This window comes from Halotia branconii CENA392 (assembly GCF_029953635.1).
GTDB classification, from domain to species: domain Bacteria; phylum Cyanobacteriota; class Cyanobacteriia; order Cyanobacteriales; family Nostocaceae; genus Halotia; species Halotia branconii.
Window position 1 is genome coordinate 84,108 of the sequence record NZ_CP124543.1, and the last position, 26,438, is coordinate 110,545.

The window sequence follows — 26,438 nt, forward strand, 5'->3', positions numbered from 1 at the left end:
GAGTTTAACTGCTAATAGGGGTATAGCTATTAACTCTCAGATAGTTTATTATTCAGTTAACTTCAACATGGGAACTAAAAGAAGGTTAGACCATGTTGAAGCAGAAAGCCCAAAGGCAGCTGGATTTCCCCTCCCCTCATTTCTGTAGGCAGTTAGCAAGTTATTCAAGAGGGTGTTTCCCATCTCATCCCATAACTTTTCGACAGGACTCTCCCACTTTCCATCTTTAATAAATACACGGAAGGCTGCAAGAATGGGAAAGACGAAAGTAATGGGAAGAGTGTGATTAAATTGCTTACCTGTGATGAACTGATAAGTCTTTTTTTCAACGCCGTTTAACTTACTCAGCCCTTTTTGCCGATCATATTCATCACGAAGGCACTCTTCAATATAAAGTACGTCTGTACTTTGACTAAATGCAACTACATAAACGTCATTTTATATACAATCTTTACAGGATAGGTGGAAGTCCTACTTGCTTTGGTTCAACAAACTCGCCATTAAAACTTATAGTTTTATCTTCTACAGTCCTAGCATCAGCTAAAGATTTACGAAGTTCAGCGCGTTCCATTTGATCTTGAATCCCACCTAAGATGTAAATTAATAATTTCGCCGCTAAATCTCGTCTAGAAACCTGCACTCGCTTTTTATTTGGGTCGTACAAAACTCCGTACCACAGAGATTGGGGATACTCCATACCACTAAAACCCCCTTGCTGGTCAAACTTCCGCAGTTTCTTAAAAATATCTACTAGGGAGAAACCTTTTTTAAATACCAAAATTCCTAAAGCTTGGGCTAATGCAACTTGAGCAACCGGACGGAAAAGTATATTTCCTTCGCCTCCATCTTTTTCAAAACTGAAGCGTCGTAAAACTGGTGTATCTTCATGTTCTAAAATTTTGTAGCTTGGAAGATTCGCCAAATAATCAAATAGCTTGCTAAATTCCTCAATTCCCTGCTCAAGTTCTTCATCCTCTGGTCGCATGGGAATTAGACCTTTCTCCAAGGGTTTCCAGTGAGGGAACTTTTGACCCAAATATCGCTCAGACATATCTTGTAGAGCTTGCAAAGTCGTCAAAACTGTAGAATTGGAAGCTACTGTTGCACTATTCCAATTGACGCGGGGTTTGCGCTCTTGTTGTTGTTCTAACAGTGAATGTGTAACTGCAATTTTTCTAGCTGCGATCGCAAAACCGTTATCTTCATTCAACTGTGTTAGCTGACCTTTAGTCAAGGGTGCAGCCATCAGATTGACATGAACAAAAATCGATCTTACCCTCCGCCTTGCCTCGGTGCGAGTTTCCCCAGTCGTTACCGCACAGATGAACTCAATACCAATTTTTTCCTTGGGTAAATTTTGCAAGTAAGCAAGGTCTACTTGGTACTTTTCTATTAAATCATTGACTGTAATAAAACTGTCATCAGCACCTTTATCTTTTTTATAGCGCTGGAGTTTGCGAGTTTTGATTAACTCCATCAATCCCTGAACCCCCATTAATCGATGTTGACCATCTAGCGCATATATAGTTACATCATCCTCAGAAATATTTAGCAGTCCTACTTTACCGTCTTTATCTAGGGGGATGAAATCAGTAGTAGATTTTGTGGCGCGTTCTTCGTTATCCCATTCAGCAGCTTTGGGATTATCCACCCACGGTTGATTAATTACTACCAGCACCGGGGGAAACTTATGATTTTGTCGAGCTGCTAGATACTGCACTAGCGGTGCTTGACGTGACCAATCAAGGGGGCGTTGCTGAATTTCATCAATACTATCTGCGTCAATCTCAACATTATTTGTGTCTGGATTGTACTTTTTTTGAAACAGAGGTAAGCCAGAGGCGAAGTGAACACGACCCGCAAACCATTCTAAAGTCACAGAGCTAACATAAGCTTCTACACCACCCATTTCGGTTTTTTGAACGAAAATTTGGTCTTTTTTCGTTAAAACATTATCTATCAATAAAGATAGTACCTGTTTTTCCTTATTTTCTCGTTCTAGATAGTCTATAGCGATGTCAGTAGTTGAGTCAGATGCACTGTCTTTCATGGATAATTGTGAAAAATTGTGTGTCAAAAATTAAATTACAACTCGTGTTAAGATGATAAATTTTATTTTTTTGCCTTGAAGTCTGTAAAATACGGAGGCTACCCTCAAAGTAATTCAAGGAAGGGTGAAAAATATCGATGTTTCAGTAGGTAAGGAAAAATGTCTACAGCACAACAGCAAGAGGATAAAAATCAGCAAGTACGTACTGTAGCAGAATTAGTGGATTATATCCAAGCTCTAACTACTGAAATTCAAGAATTATACTGTTTAGACGAGATACCTTGGGTTGTAGGCTATTCGGGCGGTAAAGATAGTACTGCAACTTTACAGCTGATCTGGAATGCGATCGCAAAACTACCACCAAAAAAAAGAACTAAAACAATCCATGTTATTACAACTGATACGTTGGTAGAAAATCCTGTAGTCTCTGTTTGGGTACGTAACTCTTTAGAACAGATGAAGGTTGCTGCTAAAGAGCAAGAAATGCCAATTGAACCCCATCTGCTTTATCCTGCAATTAAAGATACTTTTTGGGTAAACTTAATTGGGAAAGGCTACCCAGCACCGCGAAACAGATTTAGATGGTGTACTGAACGCCTTAAAATTCAACCATCTGACAGCTTTATTCGTGAAGTTATTAGGTCTAGTGGTGAGGTAATTCTTGTCTTAGGTACACGTAAAGCTGAAAGTACTAAACGTGCTGCTACGATGGCCAAACATCGGGAATGGCGGGTACGTGATCACATAAATGTTAATCCCAACCGACCTAACTCATTGATTTATCTTCCTATTGAAGATTGGCGTACTGATGAAGTCTGGATTTACTTAAATCAATTGCAAAATCCCTGGGAACATAGCAACAAAGATTTGTTCACCATGTATCGAGGCGCTACAGCAGATAATGAATGTCCGCTAGTTGTTGATACTTCTACTGCTAGCTGTGGTGATTCTCGCTTCGGCTGCTGGGTTTGCACAATTGTTAGTAAAGATAAATCGATGGAGGCAATGATCCAAAACGATGAAGAGAAAGAATGGATGCAGCCTCTATTGGATATTCGCAATGAATTAGACATTAAAGAAGATTGGGACAAAAGAGACTTTAGAAGGATTTGGGGAGATGTCCAACTATTCGAGCGCAATAAAGATGGAGAAATAACTGTTGAGCCAATACCTGGCCCTTATACTAAATATTGGCGGGAACATTGGCTCAGAAAATTATTAGAAGCGCAAACAAAAACCCGGCATACAGCGCCAGAAAATATGCGCGATATTACTCTAATTACTCCAGAAGAACTGAGTGAAATTCGCCGCATCTGGCTAGAAGACAAACACGAATTTGATGATAGTTTACCTCGCATTTATCAAGAAGTGACTGGTGAAGAATTTAAAGATCCCCGCCCTGGTGCTGACTATAGTCTATTAGGTAGCGATGAATGGGCTGTGTTAGAAGAAATCTGTGAAGATGATGCTATGCACTTGGAACTCATGGCGAAACTGTTGGATACTGAACGCCAGTATCGTAAGAAAGGCCGTCGTGTGGGAATATATGACACCTTAGAGAAATGTTTTACAACAAGTTCCCGTTCACCAGAAGAAGCAATTAAAAATGCTCATTTGAAACGTGATTTAAAGACAGCAGTTGACCAAGGTGATGTCAAAAAAGTCAAGCAGCTGACTTTGGGGGATGCTGTGGATGAAAACGATAATCAGCCAACTTGGGCAAACATCAAATTTCAAAAGAAGGAAACAACGTCATGATAATTCGTAATTCGTAATGATGCTCGATTGCGTAGCGTGTCGTAGACAAGACTCGCCAACGTAATTCTTAATTACCTTTCCGTTAAGCCGTGATGTACTAGAGTTGCTTATCATCTTCTGTAGGGTCTTCTAAATACAGCCTAATAAACTCCTCTGCTGCTGCTGGGTTGATTACTTTCAGCGCATTACGAATTTCTAACACTGTCTCCGCCACAGGGTCTGTCATCTCGTTTACCCAGCGATGAACGTTTGGCCGTCCTGTTCCCATTGTCACTGCTAACTTGTTTTGGCTAATACCATAAGTTTCCAATACCCGTTTCAGCGCTTTTCCTGCTTTTCCCATGCCTTTGATTGTGTCAAAGGCTTATAACCAAGTAAATGTTCTATATATGTAACAAACAGTGTAAGATGATATCGTTACTTATATGTAACAAAAACTTTTTATCAAAAAACAAGTAAATCCCAATGACTAAAAGCTTTTTAGCAGATGCTTTTCAAGCCACTGCACCGTCTGTTTCTTCTAGCGTTCTTGCAGAAACAATACCAAACCGAGAATCTGTAAAAGTTGTAATTTTTGGTTCTACAGCAGGTGTCAATAACACAATTCTCACTTTATACAAGCTTGGTTTTGCCCAAGTTAATGAATGGAGTCCTTTATTACCCAGTCCTAATCCCGGCGAAGTTATGAGTATTTTGACTCGCTATATTCTGACAAATTAACTGTAAATTCAGTAGGGTGGGCAATGTAAACCTTACAATAATAGGACTTACGCAAGAACTCTCTGAAACTCCTATTTTTCTGTGTCACGGACACTTTGCTCAAGTCGGGAAACCCGCCCACGCAAGTGTCCTTCTCAGCGTCCTCTGCGGTTAGATTTTCCGTTACCTGTGCGTAAATCCTGAATAAAATACTTGGCGAATATAATTTGCGGACTTTATTTTATAAACTCGAACTAATATAAACTAATATAAATGATATTTATTGAACTTGTATTACAAAACTTTGGCCCCTACTGTGGTCGTCAGATAATTAATCTGAACCCCAAAATTGATGCTAAAAATTCTAGCCCAATCATTTTATTAGGTGGCATGAATGGTGGTGGAAAAACCACCCTTATGGATGCAATTCGTCTTGCACTGTATGGGCAACGCGCCCAATGTTCAACTCGTGGTAATTTGAGTTATAACGATTTTCTAACCCAATGTGTTAATAGTCAGACTGATCCAACGGAAGATACTCGAATTGAATTAGCTTTTGAACACATTGAAAACGACAAACCAGTACAATATAGAATTGTACGAAGATGGACAATAAACCCTAAAGATGGTAAAGACCAATTGGGTATTTTAGATGCTAATGAATGGTTGGATACTGCGTTAGCTAATATTTGGGATGAATATATAGAAAATTTACTGCCATTGGGAATTTCTAACTTGTTTTTATTTGATGGTGAACAAGTTAAGGAACTTGCAGAACAAGAATCACCTCCACTAATTGTAGTGGATGCTATTCGTGGACTTTTGGGTTTAGAGTTAGCTGAACGTTTAGGAGTTGATTTAGAAATTTTAGTTAATCGCAAGCGGAAAGAACTTGCTGATACTAAAGAGTTAGCTGTTTTAGAAGAAATTGAACAAACACTAAATCTGCAACAAGATGAATATCAAGAAATTGAAAATAAATTAAAAGCACTTACCGAGAATTTAGAAGATGTAGAAAAAAAGCAGCAAGAAGCTTTAAATAAGTTTATTTCTGAAGGTGGTAAAATTGCTGGCGATCGCAGTCAATTAGAAAAACAAAAACATGAAAGAAATGCAGAATCGGAAAGTGCGCGTTTAGCAATGCGCGAATTAGCTGCTGATGTCTTACCTTTAGCTTTAATTGAACCTTTATTAAATGCAGCTTATCTGCAAGGAGAAAAAGAGTTTCGTCATCAACAAGCTAAGACAGCCCAAGATTTAATTTTACAACGAGATCAGCGTTTAATAGACTTAATTCATCAATTGGCGATCGCAGATGATCAAGTTGATCAAATTCACAAATTTATCGACCATGAAAACCAATCTTTAGAGCAAGATACCACAGGAGAAACTTGGTTATTAGCTGATACAGAAACACTCCACCAACTGGATAATGTCATTCACCATTACTTACTGTACACAAAGAAGACAGCCCAAGACAAGCTAACACTACTACAAACTCAAGAAGAAGAAATTATTGCTATAGAAAGACAAATACAAACAGCGGCATCTCCAGAAGATTATCAAAGACTAGTCGATGAATTACAAGAAGCACAAAAAGAAGTTGGAGAAGCTAAAGCTAATTGTGAAATAGCAAAACGTCGTTTGTATGAATTAGAAATCGAGATTCGCAACACTAAAAAAAGCCTAGAAACATATACTGACACCAATATTAAACGCCAAAATAAAGAACACATTATTATCTCTGCGGCTAAAGTCCAAGAAACACTCAAAATTTTTCGTGAAAAATTAACCCTTCGCAAACTGAACAAGTTAGAAGTAGAAGTTACAGAATGCTTTCGTTACTTGCTGCACAAATCAGATTTAGTACATCGCGTCGCCATTGACACCAACACTTTTAGCCTTTCGCTTTATGACTTAAATGGTCAACCCGTTCCCAAACATCGCCTTTCCGCTGGCGAAAAACAACTCCTAGCGATCGCCTTTCTTTGGGGTTTAGCACGAGTCTCCGGTCGCCGCTTACCCGTAGCTATTGATACGCCACTCGGTAGACTAGACTCTTCCCACCGGGGAAACCTCATAGAACGCTACTTTCCATCCGCTAGTCATCAAGTTATTTTGTTATCTACTGACACCGAAATTGGTAAAAAAGAAGTAGAAACATTGCGAGAAAATGAAGCGATCGCCCGTGAATATCTCCTCAAATATGACTCTAGCACCCGCCAAACCACAGTGATCGAAAATCAATATTTTTGGTAGTAGATATCGTTTAAAAAAGATATTTACAATATAAAATATCACGCTCTTTGGAAAGTAAATAAACAACTATGAACTCACCCCATGTACTAAAAATAGATTGTGATCTCCGTAGTTTGTCATTAGAAGAACTAGAATGGCTTTTAGAACGGATCACAAAACAAGTGCAAGAAAGGAAGCAAACATCAAATAAATTTACTGATGTGAACTATATGCATCAACAACTAGCTGCTATGGCTAATGATTTAGATATAAAAACAGAAATTATTTCTATAAATAATGAATTTGAGGTTACAGAAATGGATGGTCTAGAAAAGCTGTGAACATCGAGAGAGGACAAATTTATTTTGTCAATCTTAATCCAGTACTGGGTAGAGAACAAGCAGGAACACGACCAGTTTTAGTGTTATCTGTAGACGCTATCAACCAATCACCTGTAGTTGTCGGTACTAAAGGAACAAACATTAAGCGTGATTATCCAACTAACATACGAGTCTCTCCAAGTGACAGCGGATTGCTTGTAGAAACAGTGTTTTTATGTTTTCAAATTCGTTCTTTAGACCCAAATCGCTTTCCTGCTGACCCAGTTGGTAAAATTTCTGACTCCAAAATGCTTGATGTTGAAGTTGCGGTTCGCTACTGTTTGGGTTTATGAGCAAAAACTACCTCAATTTTTAGGAAGATATGGAAGCCCCAATCGAAAGAATTAAACTATCTCAAACAGCCAAAGACCAACTTCTTAAACTCAGACGCAACACCAAAATCGACCAATGGAATATTCTATGTCGTTGGGCATTTTGTCGTTCCCTCGCCGAACCAACCCCACCCTCACCTGTACCAATTCCTCAAGATAGTAACGTTGAGATGACTTGGCGCGTTTTTGGCGGGGAAATGTCCGATATCCTCCTTCTCGCTCTTAAGCAACGCTGTCACAACGATGGTTATCCCACCGACAAAGAAACCCTCGCTACCCAATTTCGCCTACACTTGCATCGCGGTATTGGCTACTTAGCAGGTGATCCAAATATCAAGAAAATTGAAGATTTAATTGAAATAGCGGTGAAAAATTGAAAGGATATTAGTTAACTGTTAACTGTTCACTGTTAACTGAAATATTATGCCCGAAGCGCTAGAAATCGAGCGTCATAGAGCTGCGATCGCTCGTAATGATATATCTCGCCCTGTGCGATTGGCAATAGAATGGTCAATCTTGAACCAAGACACCACCTTTTTTGACTACGGCTGCGGTTACGGTGGCGATGTAGAGCGAGTAACAAACCTAGGTTACACTAGCGCAGGTTGGGACCCTTACTACTATCCCGATACACCAATCACAACCGCTGATATAGTTAACTTGGGTTATGTCCTCAATGTGATTGAAGACCAAGAAGAACGCTGTCAAAGTTTAATTCAAGCCTGGGAACTCACCCATCAAGTTTTAATTGTCGCAGCTCAAGTACTAATTAATGCTCCCAGTAAAACACAACTAGCTTACAGCGATGGGATAGTAACTCGCCGCAATACTTTTCAGAAATACTACGAACAAGCAGAACTCAAAACTTATATTGATCAAGTCTTAAATGTAGATGCAGTCCCAGTAGCGCTGGGTGTTTACTTTATCTTTCGGGATGAAGCTCAAAAGCAAAGTTTCAAAGCCATCCGCTTCTTTTCTAGTACTGCAACTCCACGAGTCCGCGTACCTAGTAAGCGATTTGAAGATTATCAAGAACAACTCCAACCATTAATGGACTTTTTTACCAAGCGTGGCAGATTACCTGTAAAAGGTGAATTGGTAAATCAACAAGAATTATTGAGTGAATTTGGTAACTTCCGCCGGGCTTTTGGCGTAATTTTACAAGCCACAGATGAAGCAGAATGGGATGCGATCGCCTACCGTCGCTCTTTAGATATTCAAGTTTATCTGGCTTTGACCCACTTTGATCAACGCCCGAAATTTCATCAGCTAGCGCCGGAAATGCGCCATGACATCAAAGCTTTTTTTGGGAACTACGAAGAAGCTTGCCAAGTAGCCGACCAAAAGCTACTTAGTTTGGGCAATCCCAAAGTTGTACAAACTGTTTGCGAAAAAAGCAGAATTGGCAAACACACGCGCGGCGCTCTTTACATTCATATTTCTGCATTAGCTGCACTCGACCCATTGCTACGAATTTACGAAGGCTGTGCTAGTCGCACCATTGGGCGTGTAGATGGAGCTACGTTAATTAAATATTACACAGATAAACCGCAAATATCCTATCTTTTCTATCCAGATTTTGACCAAGATCCTCATCCAGCGTTAAAAGCCAGTATAACTATTGACTTAAAGACTTTATACATAACTCACCGAGACTACGAAAATCGAGCCAATCCGCCAATTCTGCATCGCAAAGAAACTTTTATTACTAGCAACTACCCACGCTACGAAGAATTTGCTCAACTCACCCGACAAGAACAGCAATTAGGACTGCTCAAACTCAAAAGCGATATAGGTACTCGCAAAGGTTGGGAAAAATGCCTCGCCGCCCACGGAGTGGAGATTATGGGACACGAAGTGAAGCAGGGATAATAGAGAGCAGGGGAAGCAGGGGAGGCAGGGGAGGCAGGGGAGAATAACAAATAATAATTAATCTCCCATGCCCCATGCCCAATGCCCAATGCCCAATGCCCAATGCCCCATGCCCAATGCCCCATGCCCAATGCCCCTTATAATGACTAAGATTTTCTTAAAATAAACAATATGAATATAGTGCGATCGCTGCTGCAAGTTTTCGGTAGCCGTAAAATGGCAGCGTTATTATTATTAGGGTTTTCATCAGGGTTGCCCTTATTTCTCACCAGTAAGACCTTGCAAGCTTGGATGACGGTGGAGAAAGTTGATTTGACCGCTATTGGGTTATTTAGTCTTGTAGGCTTGCCTTATTCGTTAAAATTTCTCTGGTCGCCTTTGTTAGACAGGTTTGCACTGCCATTTCTGGGTAGGCGGCGGGGTTGGTTGATGACAATTCAGATTGGATTGTTGATTGCGATCGCCTGCATGGCTTTTCAACAACCGAAACAAGCACTACAATTGTTAGCGATCAATGCTGTAGCGATCGCCTTTTTCAGTGCAACTCAAGATATTGCTGCTGATGCCTACCGCACCGACGTTTTAGAAGAATTAGAATTGGGAGCAGGTGCAGCAGTTTTCGTTTTAGGTTATCGGGTCGCGCTGTTACTCACTGGATCTTTGGCGTTAATCCTGGCTGATAGAATACCTTGGTCATCGGTTTACTTGTTGATGGCAGTGGGGATGATAATTGGTATTCTGGGAACTTTATTTGCACCAGAACCCAAGGAAATCCGTCCACCAGAATCTTTAGCCGCTGCGGTGATCTTGCCTTTTGGAGAATTTTTCCAGCGTCAGGGTGTAATTCGAGCCTTTTTAGTGCTGCTGTTTATCGTCCTTTATAAACTGGGCGATTCCTTTGTTAACAATATGTCCACACCCTTTTTGCTGCAAACAGGATTTACTCAAACCGATATTGGAGCAATTCAAGGCGGTATGGGACTTATTGCTACTATTATTGGCACTTTAGCAGGGGGCGCAGTTTTAAGTAAAATTGGTCTCAATCGCTCACTGTGGTTATTTGGCGGACTGCAAGCATTAAGTAACTTAGCTTACTTATTACTAGCCCAAGTCGGTAAAAATTATCAGGTTCTAATACTTACAATCAACATCGAAAACTTTTGTGCTGGGTTAGGAACAGCAGCTTTTGTCGCTTTTTTAATGAATATGTGTAACCAGCGCTTTTCCGCCACCCAGTATGCTTTGCTCTCAAGTTTCATGGCTGTTAGTCGTGATATTTTAGTTGCCCCAGCTGGCTCTTTAGCAAAAAATACGGGTTGGCCTTTATTTTTCGTCATTAGTATCATTGCCGCTGTGCCAGGATTACTTTTGTTACCATTCTTTGCTCCTTGGAACCCTAAGCCAGGAGCATTATCCAGACCAGGACTTGAGGAAGAAGAAGAGGATTTATGGGGAACCAAGTAGTTATTCTTGTCGGTACATTTGTTCTTTTAGTCACCGGTTTGTTACTTGGCTATGTTCTCTCACAGTTAGTTTTAGGATTTCTGTCATTTAGCCCGCCCATTCTTTTTGGAACACTCAGCCTGATTTTAATTTTTGGTACACTTTATTACGTTTTATTCTGGCAGTTAAAGAGAGAACAAACCCCGGTAGTTTCAGTAGAAAGACGTGTTGAGGTCAACGAAATTAACGAAACCAACGAACCAACAGTTGAGAACCATCTCAAAGACAACCTCATTGCTAAACTAAACGGTGATGTCGCGGCTGCCGAGCGTTTAATTGAGCAAGCAAAACAGGATTATCCAGGGATGCCAGAAAGTTGGTATTGCGAAAGAGTACTTGATGATTTAGAGCGCGATCAACGTTAATGCTAAAGGAGGTAGGCAAATAGGCTTCGACTTCGCTCAGCCTACAAGGAACAGGAGCAGATGAAGAAAATAATAATCAATTAATTTTAATTACCCATGCCCAATGCCCAATGCCCCTTTTGTTACCTGTATCCAAAAGCGGCTAAAATTAAGTCAAGCAAACTTCACAAATCTTCAGCTAGGGTCTTAAATATTAAGACCTTAGCTGGTGCAATACAAATATGGCTATATTTCGTCAATACATCGCCCCTTTGCTTGTAGTGTTGGTATTTTTGTTTGCCTTAGTGGCAGTCAGCGCCCGCATATTTTTACCCTCAGATATGGCAGCACCCGCACCGATTGAAGAGGTGGGAGTGATTGTTCCGTGAAAAAGCAGGGGAGCAGTGTTTCGACTACGCCCAACAATCGGTGCAGAGGTGCAGGGAAAAATACAAATAATAATTAATCACTCATGCCCCAACCCTTTGGGGTGATTGTGTTGGACGGGGCAACAGTCACCTTCCAACACATGCCCTATTTCCTATTCTCTTTAATCAAGTGTCTGAGCAACTGCTACCGGGATACTACATTCGTTGTGGTTCAACATTAGAACGATCGCTGCTGGTAAAATTCATGCAGCGGACTTACCAGCATCTATTCCCAGAGCAAGATTTCGCTCACCTAGCGCGAACAGTCGAGCAATACTTTTCTCGTGACACGCCTTTATGGTGGGTAGATTTTTCTAAAGAGGACGGGGAAGAAATTACCAACTCCCCTGCACCTATAGCTTGTCTGTGGGTAGGAAATGCCATAGACCAAGTACAAGGCGATCGCCATGCTCACATTTTTCTACTTTATGTCGAGCCAGAACACCGACGGCGGGGTGTTGGTACAGCTTTGATGCGATATATAGAAAATTGGGCAACTCAAAGAGGCGATCGCCAACTTGGCTTACAAGTGTTTCAGTCCAACCAACCCGCCTTGAATCTTTACAATCAGTTAGGTTATCAAACCCAATCTCTTTGGATGGTAAAATCGCTGAATACCAATAAAGAAGAAACTGGCGTGTAACAGTAGCATCCTAATAGCATGTTAGTTATGGCAATTCTCCTACGGATAAAAGTCAAACAGATAGCTAAGAAGTGTACAATAATCTCAACTAATACCTATCAGACTTTGACTTGTTGAGGTGGGGGGTTACATACTAAATCCCAATTGGGTATTTAAACAAAATATGTATGACGAAGACGACTTGAGCTTGCTTGATAATGTCGAGCAAGAACTAGAAAGCCCCCTAGATAAAATGGAGCCACTAACTGCTGAAGAGGAAGTGGCCAAACCAGACCCAGAAGTGATGTTAGCTCTTTTGGAAAGTCCTCATTCTCAACAAAGGATGCTAGCAGCTCGTGCCTTTTGCGACATTGAAGATGCACGGGCAACCCCTCATCTAATTGGCTTATTGAACGATACCTGTCCTTTAGTACGAGTGAGTGCAGCCTACGGCATCGGACGTAACCCCTCTTTTGAGGCAGTAGAGCCGTTAATTACTCAACTAAACAAAGACTGGAATGGTTATGTGCGTAAAGGCATTGTTTGGGCTTTAGGAAATTGCCGCGATCGCCGTTCTTTAGCACCCTTAGCAAATGCCTTAAGGACTGATATTTCCGCAGTGCGTTTATGGTCTGCTAGTGCCTTAGCGCAGATGGCAGAGGTGAGTTATGAGGCTGTCGTGGGGGCAATGCCGTCACTAATTCAAGCCTTAGTTCAAGATCCGATCGCAGCAGTGCGGAGTAACTGCGCTTGGACAATTGGACAGCTGTGTCGAGAATTACCTTCTAATATTATTTATGCCACAGCGATCGACGCTTTAATTCAAGCCTTTGCTGAAGACCAAGATTTAGGAGTACGGGAAGATGCAAAAGCTTCATTATTAGGTGTAGGCGATCCTCGTGGCTTGCAGTTGATTGAAACTTTAGAACAAGAAGGTTGGTTTTAGTTAGTTGGGCATGGGGCATGAAAAGGAGGAATTGGGGCAGGAGAGAAGTGCGGTCTTGGGGTTTCCCCAATTAGAGCAACTTCGGGGTGCAGGGTGCACACTTCGACTACGCTCAGCGACCGGGGGATGAAGAAAAATTACCTATTTCTCCCTGTTCTTCAGCCTCTACTAACTTTCAGATCCAGGCTTGACTAAATTTAAATCATAAGGACGTTCAGTATCATCCTCACCTAAATATTCACCATTTTGAATTTCCAGAATTACTAGCGGAATTTGTCCTGGATTTTCTACCTTATGCAGCGTTGCTGAGGGAACATAAGTTGACTCATTTCGATTTAATAATATCTCCTCTTCACCACAAGTTACCTTGGCTACACCAGATACTACAACCCAGTGTTCATTGCGGTGATAGTGAATTTGTGGTTTAATACTATGCCTGGGCTTGATTTCAATCCGGCTAATTCTATAAGATTCTCCTTCCTCTATAACTTCCACGTTACCCCAATAACGCGTACCTGAATGGGGAGAAGAGTCATTGATATTTGACTGATCATTATTTTCATTCTGAGTCATAACAAAATCTCCACTAAATATCTTTAAACTAAATGACTATTACTAACTAGTTGCCCAAAATTAAACTCATTATTTTCTTTCCATGCCCTATGCCCCATGCCCTAATCCCCTGTATACTGAATCCGATAAATCCGATTATTAGATTCTTCGGTCACTAAAAGACTACCATCAGGCAGTACAAGTAATCCTACAGGTCGTCCCCAAGTAGTTGGTACAGAAGGATTGAGCAAAAACCCTGTCATAAAATCTTCATAATAGCCTTGCGATCGTTCTTGAGCATTGAAGGGAATAAATACAATTTTATAACCAGTGCCGCGATCGCGGTTCCAAGAACCGCGAAAAGCTGCAAAAGCACCGTTACGGTATTTTTCGGGAAACTTTTGACCATCATAAAACTGTAAACCCAATGCTGCGGAATGGGCTTGAAATAAAACATCTGGGGTGCGAGTACGGGCTACCAAGTCGGGGCGTTTACTTTTACCATTCGTTATTGACGGGGATCAAGGTTGTTGGGTGTCAAGTAAGCATAAGGCCAGCCGTAAAATTCCCCTTGTTGAATGCGTGTGAGGTAGTCTGGAACCAAATCATCGCCAATGCCATCTCGTTCGTTGACAGTGGCGTAAAGTTCTTTAGTTACAGGATGAAAATCTAGACCAACTGGGTTACGCAAGCCGTAAGCAAAAGTTTTTTGCTGAGAACCATCCAAATTCATCACTTGTACAGAAGCCCTTGGTAGTGGTTCTTCATCTGCATTAGATTTAGAACCCACAGACACATATAATTTATTACGATCGGGTGAGACTACTACATTGCGTGTCCAGTGCTGGTTATAACCTCCACCAGGAAGATCAGCAATTTTTTTACCAGTACCAGTTAGTTTTTGTTGACCTTTAGTATAAGGAAATCGCAGAACCGCATCAGTATTCCCTAAAAAGAAAAAATTATCTGCAAAAGCCATACCAAAGGGAATATTTAGCCCATTAGACTGAGTAGCAAATGTCTGGCGCACATCAGCAACTCCATCACCATTGCTGTCACGCAATAAACGAATCCGGTTTTGTCGGGTTTCTGTCACCAGCACATCACCGCTAGGAGTTAAAGCTAACCAGCGTGGTGCGTCCAAATTTTCTGCAAAAACATTAACTGTAAATCCTTTTGGTACACGCAGTACCGGATTTTCTGGAATTTGTACAACATCAGGTCGTTTAGAAGCGCTTTTTGTAGCAAACGGTGCTGGTAAATTCTTCAGATTAATGCGGATAGGCTGGGGTGAAAGTGGTTCAGTAGGAATGATATTTTTCGGTTGTGTAGGATTCTGCGCTAATTTAGCCGATGGTTCAGATGCTTGAATGGGATTATCTGAAGAGGTACGAATTTGGTTACAGGCTGCTGTGGTAGATAGCAAAACTAGCAGCAAGCAACGTGCAGTAACTTTCATAGCAGGGGAAACTATACACAACTTCTTTACTTTAGACTTGAAATTTCATAACTGTCGCCAGTCTCAAGTCCGATTTTTGCTGATAAATCGCCTCTAACCACAAACTAAAAATAAATTTTCCTTAATAAAATTTCCTAGTTGAGGAGTGACATCACTAGCCCTATTGAGGCAATCTAAAAGTAACTTATTAGCATCCCAGTACTGCTGTAGTTGCTCCAACTCATGTTGATTGAACTGCCAATTATGACCAATTTGGCGAGTATCAATCATTAGAGTTCGCAATTCCTCAATCCAAGCATTTCCATGATCTTGCCACCAGATTTTTAGTACTTCTCCACCTTGACTTGGAAAAGGCAGTTGATTTTTCAGGTCTTGCAACGATTTTTGTAAAGATGGTTGATCTGTAAGTAAATGCCTTAAATCAAGGGCAAAACTTAAAGCAGAAAAACGCTGCAAAAAAATATCAACATTGATTCCCAAACTTACGACAAGTGCATGAGTCAGAGCTAGATCTAATGCTAAATCAACGGCAAGATTACCAGCAAGTCTTTGATCCAAAGACATAGCCAACTCTTGATTAAAAGCTAAAGGATATTCTGGAGGGAGAGCAATAGTAAAGTAAAAAGCCCGTACACTAGCCGCATGATAAGATGTGCTGACTGTGGCAGATTTTCGTTTTATCCATCCTAAAAAATCATATAATAACGTATTTGTGGTAGCTAAATTATCAATGTTTTCTTTGATTAACTGCAACAAAGTATCTGCAGGTCTTAACATATCTACACTTAGTAAATAGATATTTCGCCACCGATACTCATTTAAATGATTAACAAAATCTTTTAAAAGTTGGTTATTCGTAATAACTTCTCTAGCGATTAAATATTCTTGAAATATCAAATGAGAAAAAGTATAAATTCCTCGCGCTCTTTCGGTTAGTAATCCATGTTGCACTTCGATTGCTTTTAATACCGCTGCACTCTCTAACTCCAATGTTTCTATATCAGTTATTCTATTGGGAAGATGAACTAGATAGTCGGCGATGATTTGCCGTATTGTACTTTCACTTTGAAAATCATTTCCTTGGGTAAATAAAATTGCTGCAATTCGACTAAGCAATTTAACTTTATGTAGTAGTGACAAGTCACAAGAGACTTGTTCTCGTTTAATACCCTTTGCTTCATCCCAGCGTAACAAAAGTAGATCTAATGCTTGTTTATAAAGTTCACAGCGGTTGCTTGGGAAATCTTCTAGCGAATTAAAAACTAAGCACAGGAAATTCAAAAAAATCGGTGTAGCAGCTAACTCCAGAATTGGCAAATTTTCCTTTAGTTCTAGTTCTTGCATAAATCTATTTGCTAATTTTTTTGCTTGCAAGGGCAATTTTTTAGCAACTGTCAAAAACCAATTTTCTGCAAAAATGGCAATTTCTGTTTTAGTAAAATCTGCAATTTCTACTTCAGTAAATCTTTGAAATTGATAATCTTGATAAGCAATGCGAGAAGTAATAATTATTTGGTTTTTGTAAAATTTTTCCGTAAATATCCGAATTTTATGAATAACTTTTTCCGCAAATTCTGTCGTAACTTCATCTAAGCCATCTAATAAAACTAAAGCTCTACCATGAGCTAAGACTTTAACTAAATCTTGTTCAGAAATACCAAAATTTATTAAATAGTCATAAAGATAGTTAAATAAACTAATTTGGTTCCGTTCTCGAATATCTTCAGCAAAGTTTTTCAGACTAATAAAAATTGGTAGATAATCAGGTTGGAAAATTCCTTGATTGCAATTAATAGCAATTGATTGTAAAAATGTAGTTTTACCAGAACCTGGCTTTCCCAACACCATCAGATGGGAATATCTTTTAACCATTTCTAGTCCTACTATTTTTTCTGAGCTTGATTTACTCAATTTACAATAATTGAATTTATTTGCATTTAACTTTTGCAAATCGGAAATTTCTAGCCATCTGTTACTAGTAATTTCCTCAAGAATATTGACATCAACATAAATATCGTTGAGGGCAATGGGTCTAGTAATATCTAAAAGATGTAAAGTACCGCACTGGGCTTGCATTTTTTCATAGTGAACAGACCGCAGTTTCTGCACAAGGGCATCAATATCTAGGGTAATGCCTGTAGAGGTATCTAAAAACGTGGATTCGTCGAAATCCGGCTTTTGGGCTATTTCTGACGGTTCTAGCTCAAGGATAAAGCAAATGTCATTAAAAACATGGCGGTCGATAGGCTTACCAGTGAAAAACTTCCAAATAGGCTGGCGAGTTTCTAGACTGACTTCACTAGCTAGATATTCTTGTGTCCAACCCGTGCGTTTAAAAGCTTGTTTTGCCTTTCTAATGCCTTCAGCTGATGCTTGGAGCGATCGCTTTGCCATTGGTTTACCACCAACCTATAATACTGATGTGTCTGTTTGAATACAATTCATACAAATCATACAAGTTATACGTTAATTTACACCAAAAACCCAACACGATCGCAAACGTCGACTGTACATAATAGTATTCGAGTCAGCCAAATCTACATACCCAACTAGCTTAGGCCATTGCCAAGACTAGCTATTGCATCTTGAGCAATGCCCAAGCTTTTATTAAACCTGACTTGTATTGATTTTTTTGATTTACGCAGGTAAGTGTTTTTTATTCCACAAAAATTTTTCAAATTCTGCTGCGGGGAGTGGATGACTAAATAGAAAACCTTGCATAGCATCACAGCTTTTTTGGCGTAAAAAAGATAATTCTGCTTCTGTCTCTACACCTTCAGCGATTACCTGCATATTCAGGTTATGAGCCATTTCAATTAATGCTTTGGTAATTGCAGATTTTTGAGGATCTTGGTCAACATTGTGGATAAAATAGCGATCAATTTTGAGAGTATTAACTGGTAAATTCTTTAGATAAATTAAAGAAGAATAACCTGTGCCAAAATCATCAATGGCAATTCTAACACCTAGAGATTGCAATTTATTTATAGTAGCGATCGCGCTGGTTATATCTTGCATAATCATACTTTCAGTAAGTTCTATTTCTAAATATTGTGGTTCTAAATTATTGATTTTTAAAAACTTAACTATTTTTTGAATAAAATCTGGTTGATTAAATTCAATTACCGATAAATTTACAGCCAGGGTCAAGTCAGAAATTCTTGCATCCAGCCAGATTTTCATTTGCTTACAAACACTCTGTAATACCCATTGATCAATAGGCATAATTAAACCTATAGACTCTGCTAACGGAATAAATTCCGTTGGCGAAACTAAACCTAATTCAGGACTATGCCAACGCAACAAGCATTCAGCAGCTATTATTTTACCAGAGCTAATATTGACTACAGGTTGATAATAAATCTCGAATTGTTCTGTAAATTGCTGACTGTTTACAACTCGATGTAGACTAATTTCTAACAATTGTCTTTTAGGAGATAAAGTCTTAGTTATAGTTTGATTTGATAAATACTTCTTTAAAGTAGCTTGCCTTTCTAAGCGGTTCATGATTGCACTTAGTAACTCTGCCCTTGTAAATGGCTTGGTGAGATAGTCATCTGCTCCCATATCCATGCCTTGACGAAAATCAGCTTTAGCAGATTTTGCAGTTAAAAAAATAAAAGGAATAGTTGCTGTTAATGGCTCTTGACGTAGCGCCGTAATCACTCCATAACCGTCAATTTCCGGCATCATCATATCACACAAAATTAAATCAGGGATTTCAGATAACGCTAAATTTACACCTATTTTCCCATTCGCAGCAGCAACAGTTTCAAAGTTCTCAGCTTCTAATAAATCTAAAATATTTTCACGTACTGATTCCTCATCTTCAATAACTAAAATCTTGATCATAGATTTAACTCAACTGATATTTCGGTTATTAAATGGCAAAGTAACAGTAAACAACGTACCGACTTCCAGCTTACTTGTCACAAAAATTTCACCTTGATGGATATCCACACACCTTTTAACAATCGCTAATCCTAATCCAGTTCCTAAGATATTACCGACATTTTGAGCGCGATAAAATGATTCAAACAAGTGCGGCAAATCTTCTGGTGGAATACCAATTCCCCAATCTTGAATTTCAAATATAGCTTGTCCATTCTCACAAGCAAGAGTAAATTTTACAGCACTATTAGCTGGGGAATATTTAATTGCATTTGAGAGTAAATTACTCAAAATATGCCCCAATAATTTATTATCCATGCAGCATGACGCAGATTCATCTTGACTGATAAAATTAATAACTCGCTGATAGTTAAAATTCAATTGCATTTCTGCTACTAATTCATGGCAGTAGGCAACTAAATCAAAAGATTTAGGTTTAAACTCTAAGTTTCCTGCTTCCACTTTGCCAATCACCAACACATCATTCAACATATCCGTCATTCGCTTCACAGCAGTTTGAATACGGCGCAAATGAGTAAGTTTTTTTTCCTCTGTCCATTTTTGGTGGTAGTGTTCTAATAACTCCGCAGACGAAAGGATAGTACTTAAAGGCGTGCGGAACTCGTGGGAAGTCATAGAGACAAAACGAGATTTGAGTTCGCTAAGTTCTTTTTCTTTCTCTAAAGCTACTCTTAATTCTTGTTCTAATTGTTTACGGTCTGTGATTTCTGCCAAGTAACCAACCAATTCCAATGGATTACCAGTATCGTCTCGTAGTAGCTTGCCTTTGTCATATAGCCAACGATAACTTCCATCTTGATGTAAAAAACGGTATTCTAGTTTGTACTGTTCCTGTTCTAATACCTTTGAAAGTTCAGTAAATACATCTGGCAAGTCTTCTGGATGGATACGACTAGCCCAAAAACTGGAATCTTCTATCATTTCTTTGGCTTCATAGCCCAGTATGGTACTAACATTTTCGCTAACAAAAGTACCGCCAAAATCTCCCGATGCTTTGGCGGTATAGATTACAGCTGGACTGGAGTCAAGTAAATATTGCAAACGTTGTTGACTGACAAGTAATGCTATTTCTGCTTGCCGACGCTGTGTAACATCAGTATGGGTAGCTACTGTGCCGATAATTTTACCATTAGTATCTTTAATTACATAAGCACGTAAATAAATTTGCATAATGTGACTACTGCGCGATCGCATTGTTACTTCACCACGCCACGGTTCACCTTTGTAAATAGTCATAAGTACTTGTTGTAACTGCGCTGGATGCTGGAAAATAGTTAATGCTCCACCAACAGCTTGAAATTCTTTTAGGGTGTACTCATAAAGTTCAGTAAACCCCGAATTAACATAAATCGGCTTGCCTGTAATATCAGCCATGCAAATAGCGTCACTTGTACTTTCTATAGCTTGGCAAAAGCGTAATAGCGACTCTTCGGCTATTTTGCGGTCTGTAATATCTGTAGAAATGCTGCAAACTGCGTAGGGTAAACCATCAGCATTTTTTAAAGGAGACTTGACAGATAAATAAGTATGTAGTCCATCTTCGTGAGGGACAACTTCTTCAGCTTCTATGGAAATATTACCTGCAACTACCTGATGATTATTAGCAGCAAATCCATCGGCAATATCAGCAGACCAAATATCATAAATGCTTTTGCCTATAATTTGATCTTGAGTAATTTTAAATAATTGTTCAAATTTACGGTTGATCAGTAAGAATTGATTTTTAGTATCTATGACATAAATCACCGCAGAAGAATTATCTAAAATTGCTTGCAACTGCTGTTGAGTCTCTCGTAATGCACTTTCTGCCTGCTTACAAGCAGTAATATTTTGGAATTTAGCTTCAACATCAAAGACTGGAATCCCAGTAGTTTCAAGAACTGCTTCGTGGTCTAACTTTGCTTTTTGATGATTAACAAGTAAATCATAGTCTGATGTAGGTTGACTTAATTCTCGACAAATACTTTGAGATGTAATCGTCCCTACAAGTTGACCTTGACTATCTACAATTGGCAGAAAAACCAAGTTATTCTGGTTCAACAGTGACAATGCTGTTGCCATATTCTTAAATTCTGACAACTTCAGTGTTATTACTGAGGTATGCATAACTTCAGAAACTTTAGTGGTTTTAAAGTCAACCCCTGAAGCTAAAAGATGTAATATATCTTGCTGTGTCAAACACCCCACTATCTGCGAACTTGTCACCACCAAAATTTGGGTACTTTGTTTTGTCATCAGTGATATTGCATTTAACACTGATGTTTCTGGTGCAACCGTTAGTGGCGAAAAGTCGATTATTGACTTTAAGCATCGTAGCCAGAGAAGTTGAGGTAAGGCTTGCATAAACGATTACCATACCTATCATCTTTAAAGCAGATTATTTAAGTATCTTCTAATATAGGCACTAGGAGCTAGGGGCTAGGGACTAGAGTTATTTTTAGGGAAATGCTCAGAACTTTAGGTTGGGTTTGAAAACAGCCTCTAGCCCCTTTTCCTTACTGGAGTGTATTACACACAACCGAAAAGCGCTATACCTGGATTTCTCACTTGTGAGAAATCCAGGGAGTGTGGGGAGTGTGGGAAGAGAGGGGAAAGAGGGGAGATAGGGGGAAAGAGGGGAAAGAGGGGAGTGTGGGGAGAGATTTCTTCTCCATCCTCCCACACCTCCCACACCTCCCACACTTTTGTGAGAAATCCGGGTATATTAGCTTTGGCGATCGCAGTAACCAAGATTCATTGAAAGCGGCGGAAAACTCCATCCCTTCATGGGTGGTTAAATCAGTGAACAGTGAAAACTGATGACTGATAACTGATAATTTCTTCCCCATGCCCCATGCCCTATGCCCTATGCCCAAAAACTTCAATCCCCTTGTGGCGTGAAGTTTTTTATAAATCTAATCGCCGTTCGCCATAACGCAACAGCCTTTCTATCGTCACCAAACGATTTTCCCAAACTTTAAATTGATAGGGATTATCTGTAGTTTGTTGGCGCATCCATGCCCGAAATTGAAATTGAAACCGAGTCAAAGTAGCTCGTGTAGCAAGTAAATTACTACTAGATGGCGAGGCTGCCAGCTGATCTAAAGCTTTTTGTACTACTTTTGCTTGGTTATGAAAATCTGCAATTGTCGTGGTAGACATCCGCTGTTGATCGTTTTTTAACACTAACTGCCATTCTCTTTGCAAAGCAGCATAACGAACAGCAGCAGTTTTGAAAGGCTGGCGCTGAGGAAGAGGTTCATCAGTTGCAGACTGAACCTTTCCTTGAGTACTACTAAAGATTTTTTGTAATTCGCTGTTGAAATTATCTACAGCAAAGAGGGCATAACCACTAACTGGTAAATCTCTTACCAATTGCAGTTGGTCAAACGCTCCCACAGTTGGCAAAGAAAGTAAGCGAATACCCGGTACTAACAAGGTAGAACCTAACTGTGTTGAGGCTATCCAAGGCTGTGCTAAACGTTGAAAACGCGGAGTATCTTGAGCATAAGTCATGGGAACGATTAAATCTATATCCCCTCGCCTAGCCCAAACTTCCCAATGTTGTTGGATTTTTTGAATCCGTTCTGATTCTGGTAGGGGAAATACAGCAACTGATAAAATTAATTGCTTAGATAGGGAACAGTTTGTCGTTGGACATCGCTTTTTTCGTAACTGTTGCGATACTTGAGTGACAAAACTATCAATTTGTTGGGTACGAAATTCTGTCCACTGTTGCCATAAATCTTTTTGGCTAGGAGAAATCTTGACTGGATCTACACCAGTTAATTGCTGAAACTGCGCTCTTGCAGCTTTCCCATAACCGTAAGTGCGATTTGCACTTGGGTCTTGGAAGGGATAACGGATATAGTCTAGCTGAAGACCATCTACGTCATACTGGGTGACAATTTCTTCATACAGTCTCAGTAAATATTGCCGTACTTCGGGATTAGCTGGGTCAAAAAACGGCTTGGTCTGACCAACTGGAATGGAATTACCGAGTTGATCGTAATTTGCCCAATCGGGATGGGCTGCAAGTACTGGCCCTGGGTAATTAGGGTTAATCTTGAGAATCTCATTATGACCCTGGTTGCCAGCAGCAAAAGCCCAAACCCAAGCGTGTAATTCCATCTTTCGTTCATGGGCTAATTCCACCGCAGCCGCCAAAGGGTTCCACCCACGAATTAAGGGATTTTCTTGAGGTGCAACTTTGCTGGGATAAATGGTATAGCCAGCATTGACAGTTTCCAAAAAGACAGTGTTAATTCCTGCTTGTGCCAATCGATCAAAAATTTGGGCTAGTCCTTGTTTGCTACCAGCACGGACAATTGTCCCTCGATCTAACCATACTGCCCGAATTTCTGCTTGGGCTAATCGCTGATTTATAGGAAACTGCTGCCACAAATTTGTTTTTGTTGCTAGCCACTGCTGACGAGCCAAAGCATAATTTTTTTGGGCGATTAACTGGGGTAAGTTTTTGGCAACTATCCTGGCTTGGGCGATGACTTGCTCTTTGTTAAGAATTAGCGCTCCAGGTCTTGTTGAGGCTAATTGAGTTTCTTCCTTATTGAGAGACTGGAGATTACCAACATTAGCAGCGTCAGCCGATGCTGCTAAATGGGCGCTTTCTACTCGACCAATCAAATTTTCTAGCTCTTGCTGGAGGGCGATCGCTTCATTCTTGTCAATTGGCACATTAGAATTGGGTACGACATCCAGGCGCACTTTTTGTTCAAGTTGGTCGATGGTTTCTGGGGGAGCAGTGTTTCGACTACGCTCAACAACCGGGGCAGGGGAAGCAGGGGAAGCAGGGGAGGCAGGGGAAGTAGCTATGGAGGTGGAACAGTTTGGGGAACCGCCTTTGACTTTATTTCTGCTACTTGATGAAGCTGTTACATGACGATTGAGAGCAGCTTTTAACCAAGCAATATCTAGTTCTGCTGTGGAAGCAACATCTGTACCCCAGCGCCAGCCTAACAAGGTAGAACGTTCATTTGTCACTACTGCGGCAGCATTATCTTGAGCATTCCAGACAGCAGCAGTTTGACTGGTGGCATCATTAGGAATCACAGCACCGCCATGTACTTGGCCAAAAAGTCCGTTTTGGTTCATCCATGACGGCATCTTAGTTTTTGAGGGTTTGATTTGTTGGGTATTATTCAGGCCAAATCCCCAATAACTTCCCAAGAGTGATCGCAATAATTGTCTAACTCCTGGCGCTGATAAACTACCTACAGGGCCACTAGCAACTAAATTTCCTCCATTACTCATCCATTCTTCTAAAGCGATCGCTTGTGCTGGCGTTAATGTCTCTACATTTGGCAAAAATAAGACTCGGCGATCGCCCCAATCTGCTGCACTTCTCACATTAGCTAGATTAATCACACAATACTTTGCCCCAAGTGTTTGCAAACGTTTTGTGATTCCTGTCCATTGCTGTGTATTTTCTTGACTCTGCACCACACTTAATATAGGCTCTTCTGCCGCTGCTGTTGCTGGCAAAATACTCAATAAATTAAAGATTAAAAATTTAATACTTAAAATGAAGAATCTGGTTTTTATAATTTTTTTATGGCATTCGTCCTGATTCTTCACTACTTACTCCTTAATGGATTATTTATTAGTTATTCCTGCTTTCTTTATCATGCAATATCATAATAAAATACCTCCGAAAAATAACTGATATTTTATTTACGTTATGCGGGTCAGTTGTCAATTGTTTTTGATCTGGTTTAATATCCCCCAGCAGAGTTTTCGCTGTTTTGAAAAGTTAAGTGTCGGGAAGCCCAAACGCACTAAGCCAGTTTTCTCAAGTCGGGAAACCCGCCCACGAGACTGGCTCGACTTTTCGCTGTCTTGAAAAGTTCTGCGCCGGGAAGCCCAAACGCACAACGCCAGTTCTCTCAAGTCGGCAGAGCCGCCCACGAGACTGGCTTGACTTTTCGCTTTACTACTGACTACTAACCAATGACCATTGACCACTGACAACTTCAGCAATACAGACATTGATTAATTCTGTAACTCCAGCTACAGGGAAAATTTTTGTTTTTAATTGCCGAGATACTTCTTCAATATTAATGTCATCTAAAAATACCAATTCTCCTTGTTTCAACATCACATTTGGCAATAAAATTCCATCCCCTAAATCTTGTTCTGCTAAATTTAAAAGTAAATCATGACCTGTTAATAATCCTGTGACACTAATATTTTGTCCCCAATAATCACTACATAAAGCCTGCATATTTACTTCTAAACCTTCAACAGCATTCAAGCGTTCCAATATGGGTTGAAATGCTGTTTCTACTGCATTACCCACTACCCAAGTTAATTTTCTTGGGGGATAAATTTTTTCTGGTAGTAATTCTGTGGCAGTATCGGCAAATTGCTTGAGAAACAACCTAATAGAACCAACACCGTTATCAATTTGGGGATATTCTTCATATTCCGATTCGCTTGGTAATTCTTCACCTGCAATCAAAAACCATTCATCGGCTAACCAAGCAAAGCCAGAACCGAATTTTTGACGAAATTGCTGCGACAGCAACTGCACTTGGGCAATCACTTCTTTTGCTTTTTCTCTAGTTACAGGTATCAGTTGATCTTCGTGAGGACGAAATCGTGTCAAGCCTACTGGCACAACTGCCACTGATGCCACCGCAGGTACTTCACCAGTATGAAAGGACGCTAAATCTTTTAAGGTTTGTTCCAGGTGTTTGCCGTCATTTATACCAGGACAAACGACTACTTGAGCATGAATTTGTAATCGTCGGGCTTGAAACCACTGGAGTTGCTGTAGAATTTCTCCCGCACGGGAGTTTTTTAGCAGTCTAATTCTAACTTCGGGTTCTGTAGCATGAACAGACACAAACAATGGAGAAAGGCGCATTTGTTCAATCCGCTGCCATTCTCTCTTTGATAAATTAGTCAGAGTTAGGTAAGAGCCATACAAAAAGCTTAAACGGTAATCATCATCTTTTAAATACAAGCTAGAACGCTTACCCGGTGGCTGTTGATCAATAAAGCAAAAAGGGCAACGGTTATTACACTGAATTAAGCCATCAAATAAAGCAGTGGCAAATTCTAACCCCAGATCTTCGTCGTAGTCTTTTTCAATTTCAATATGATGGGTTTTGCCAGCAGCATCTAAAACTTCTAATTCGAGAACTTCATCAGCACATAAAAATTGATAATCAATTAAATCGCGGGGATGTATGCCATTGATAGCAATGATCGCATCACCAGCCTCAAAGCCAATCTCTGCGGCTATTGAGTCGGGAAGCACTTTAGTAATTTGGGCAGGACGAGTAGTAGACATAAGTGGAAGGGACTAGGGACTAGGGGCTAGGGACTAGGGAGAAAGAGGT

At 40.0% G+C, this 26,438-nt stretch carries 20 protein-coding genes and 1 pseudogene; 12 read left to right on the top strand and 9 right to left on the bottom strand.

All coding sequences use genetic code 11. The annotated features are described in order from the left end of the window. Positions 1-451: 451 nt before the first annotated feature. A complete protein-coding gene (locus QI031_RS00475) occupies positions 452-2,050 on the bottom strand; it encodes a DGQHR domain-containing protein (RefSeq protein ID WP_281483289.1) in 1,599 nt (532 codons plus the stop codon). 159 nt (positions 2,051-2,209) lie between these two features. On the opposite strand from QI031_RS00475, the gene dndC reads away from it, so the two are divergent. Next, positions 2,210-3,808 (top strand): DNA phosphorothioation system sulfurtransferase DndC, encoded by a 1,599-nt coding sequence (dndC, locus tag QI031_RS00480; RefSeq protein ID WP_281483290.1) that lies wholly within the window; start codon positions 2,210-2,212, stop codon positions 3,806-3,808. Between the two features lie 97 nt (positions 3,809-3,905). On the opposite strand, the gene QI031_RS00485 is transcribed toward dndC, so the two are convergent. Beyond that, positions 3,906-4,151 (bottom strand): helix-turn-helix domain-containing protein, encoded by a 246-nt coding sequence (locus tag QI031_RS00485; protein ID WP_281483291.1) that lies wholly within the window; start codon positions 4,149-4,151, stop codon positions 3,906-3,908. Between the two features lie 122 nt (positions 4,152-4,273). Here QI031_RS00485 and QI031_RS00490 point away from each other — a divergent pair, with 122 nt between their 5' ends. The 11 genes from QI031_RS00490 (at position 4,274) to QI031_RS00540 (ending at position 13,172) form a co-directional block, all read left to right on the top strand. Next, positions 4,274-4,528 carry a hypothetical protein gene (locus tag QI031_RS00490; RefSeq protein WP_281483292.1) on the top strand — a complete coding sequence of 85 codons (255 nt, stop codon included), beginning with the start codon at positions 4,274-4,276 and terminating at the stop codon, positions 4,526-4,528. Positions 4,529-4,780: 252 nt separating this feature from the next. Continuing rightward, a complete protein-coding gene (gene dndD / locus QI031_RS00495; RefSeq protein ID WP_281483293.1) occupies positions 4,781-6,766 on the top strand; it encodes a DNA sulfur modification protein DndD in 1,986 nt (661 codons plus the stop codon). Between the two features lie 68 nt (positions 6,767-6,834). After that, complete coding sequence (locus QI031_RS00500; RefSeq protein WP_281483294.1) at positions 6,835-7,086, top strand: hypothetical protein; 252 nt, start codon at positions 6,835-6,837, stop codon at positions 7,084-7,086. After that, positions 7,083-7,418 (top strand): type II toxin-antitoxin system PemK/MazF family toxin, encoded by a 336-nt coding sequence (locus QI031_RS00505; protein ID WP_281483295.1) that lies wholly within the window; start codon positions 7,083-7,085, stop codon positions 7,416-7,418. Before QI031_RS00500 ends, QI031_RS00505 begins: the two co-directional genes overlap by 4 nt. Before the next feature lie 29 nt (positions 7,419-7,447). Further along, positions 7,448-7,834, top strand: a complete 387-nt coding sequence (gene dndE, locus QI031_RS00510) for a DNA sulfur modification protein DndE (RefSeq protein WP_281483296.1) — start codon at positions 7,448-7,450, stop codon at positions 7,832-7,834. Positions 7,835-7,880: 46 nt separating this feature from the next. After that, complete coding sequence (locus tag QI031_RS00515; RefSeq protein WP_281483297.1) at positions 7,881-9,329, top strand: DNA phosphorothioation-associated putative methyltransferase; 1,449 nt, start codon at positions 7,881-7,883, stop codon at positions 9,327-9,329. A 171-nt stretch (positions 9,330-9,500) separates the two neighbouring features. Beyond that, entirely contained in the window at positions 9,501-10,793 is a 1,293-nt protein-coding gene (locus QI031_RS00520; RefSeq protein WP_281483298.1) for an AmpG family muropeptide MFS transporter, read from the top strand. After that, positions 10,778-11,197, top strand: a complete 420-nt coding sequence (locus QI031_RS00525) for an ABC transporter permease (protein WP_281483299.1) — start codon at positions 10,778-10,780, stop codon at positions 11,195-11,197. The genes QI031_RS00520 and QI031_RS00525 overlap by 16 nt, the downstream gene beginning before the upstream one ends. 221 nt (positions 11,198-11,418) lie before the next feature. Next, positions 11,419-11,565 carry a hypothetical protein gene (locus tag QI031_RS00530; protein WP_281483300.1) on the top strand — a complete coding sequence of 49 codons (147 nt, stop codon included), beginning with the start codon at positions 11,419-11,421 and terminating at the stop codon, positions 11,563-11,565. Positions 11,566-11,734: 169 nt separating this feature from the next. Beyond that, positions 11,735-12,247 carry a GNAT family N-acetyltransferase gene (locus QI031_RS00535; RefSeq protein WP_281483301.1) on the top strand — a complete coding sequence of 171 codons (513 nt, stop codon included), beginning with the start codon at positions 11,735-11,737 and terminating at the stop codon, positions 12,245-12,247. Between the two features lie 163 nt (positions 12,248-12,410). Continuing rightward, the gene (locus tag QI031_RS00540) at positions 12,411-13,172 is read left to right on the top strand and encodes a HEAT repeat domain-containing protein (RefSeq protein ID WP_281483302.1); all 762 of its coding nucleotides are present in this window, start codon (positions 12,411-12,413) and stop codon (positions 13,170-13,172) included. Positions 13,173-13,340: 168 nt separating this feature from the next. Here the strand turns inward: QI031_RS00540 and QI031_RS00545 are convergent, their stop codons facing one another. The 7 genes and pseudogenes from QI031_RS00545 to QI031_RS00575 all read right to left on the bottom strand — a co-directional run bounded on the left by QI031_RS00545 (position 13,341) and on the right by QI031_RS00575 (position 26,389). Continuing rightward, positions 13,341-13,745 (bottom strand): phosphomannose isomerase type II C-terminal cupin domain, encoded by a 405-nt coding sequence (locus QI031_RS00545; protein ID WP_281483303.1) that lies wholly within the window; start codon positions 13,743-13,745, stop codon positions 13,341-13,343. A 101-nt stretch (positions 13,746-13,846) separates the two neighbouring features. Continuing rightward, positions 13,847-15,183, bottom strand: a pseudogene (locus QI031_RS00550) (PQQ-dependent sugar dehydrogenase). A 93-nt stretch (positions 15,184-15,276) separates the two neighbouring features. Then, positions 15,277-17,577, bottom strand: coding sequence for an NACHT domain-containing protein (locus QI031_RS00555; RefSeq protein ID WP_281483304.1), 2,301 nt, complete (start codon positions 17,575-17,577; stop codon positions 15,277-15,279). 243 nt (positions 17,578-17,820) lie between these two features. Next, a complete protein-coding gene (locus QI031_RS00560) occupies positions 17,821-19,035 on the bottom strand; it encodes an EAL domain-containing response regulator (protein WP_281483305.1) in 1,215 nt (404 codons plus the stop codon). A 9-nt stretch (positions 19,036-19,044) separates the two neighbouring features. Then, positions 19,045-21,438 carry a PAS domain S-box protein gene (locus QI031_RS00565; protein ID WP_281483306.1) on the bottom strand — a complete coding sequence of 798 codons (2,394 nt, stop codon included), beginning with the start codon at positions 21,436-21,438 and terminating at the stop codon, positions 19,045-19,047. A gap of 543 nt (positions 21,439-21,981) precedes the next feature. Next, positions 21,982-24,669 carry a family 10 glycosylhydrolase gene (locus tag QI031_RS00570; protein WP_281483307.1) on the bottom strand — a complete coding sequence of 896 codons (2,688 nt, stop codon included), beginning with the start codon at positions 24,667-24,669 and terminating at the stop codon, positions 21,982-21,984. A 355-nt stretch (positions 24,670-25,024) separates the two neighbouring features. Next, on the bottom strand, positions 25,025-26,389 hold the full coding sequence (locus QI031_RS00575; RefSeq protein WP_281483308.1) for a TIGR03279 family radical SAM protein: 1,365 nt from the start codon (positions 26,387-26,389) through the stop codon (positions 25,025-25,027). Between the last annotated feature and the right edge of the window lie 49 nt (positions 26,390-26,438).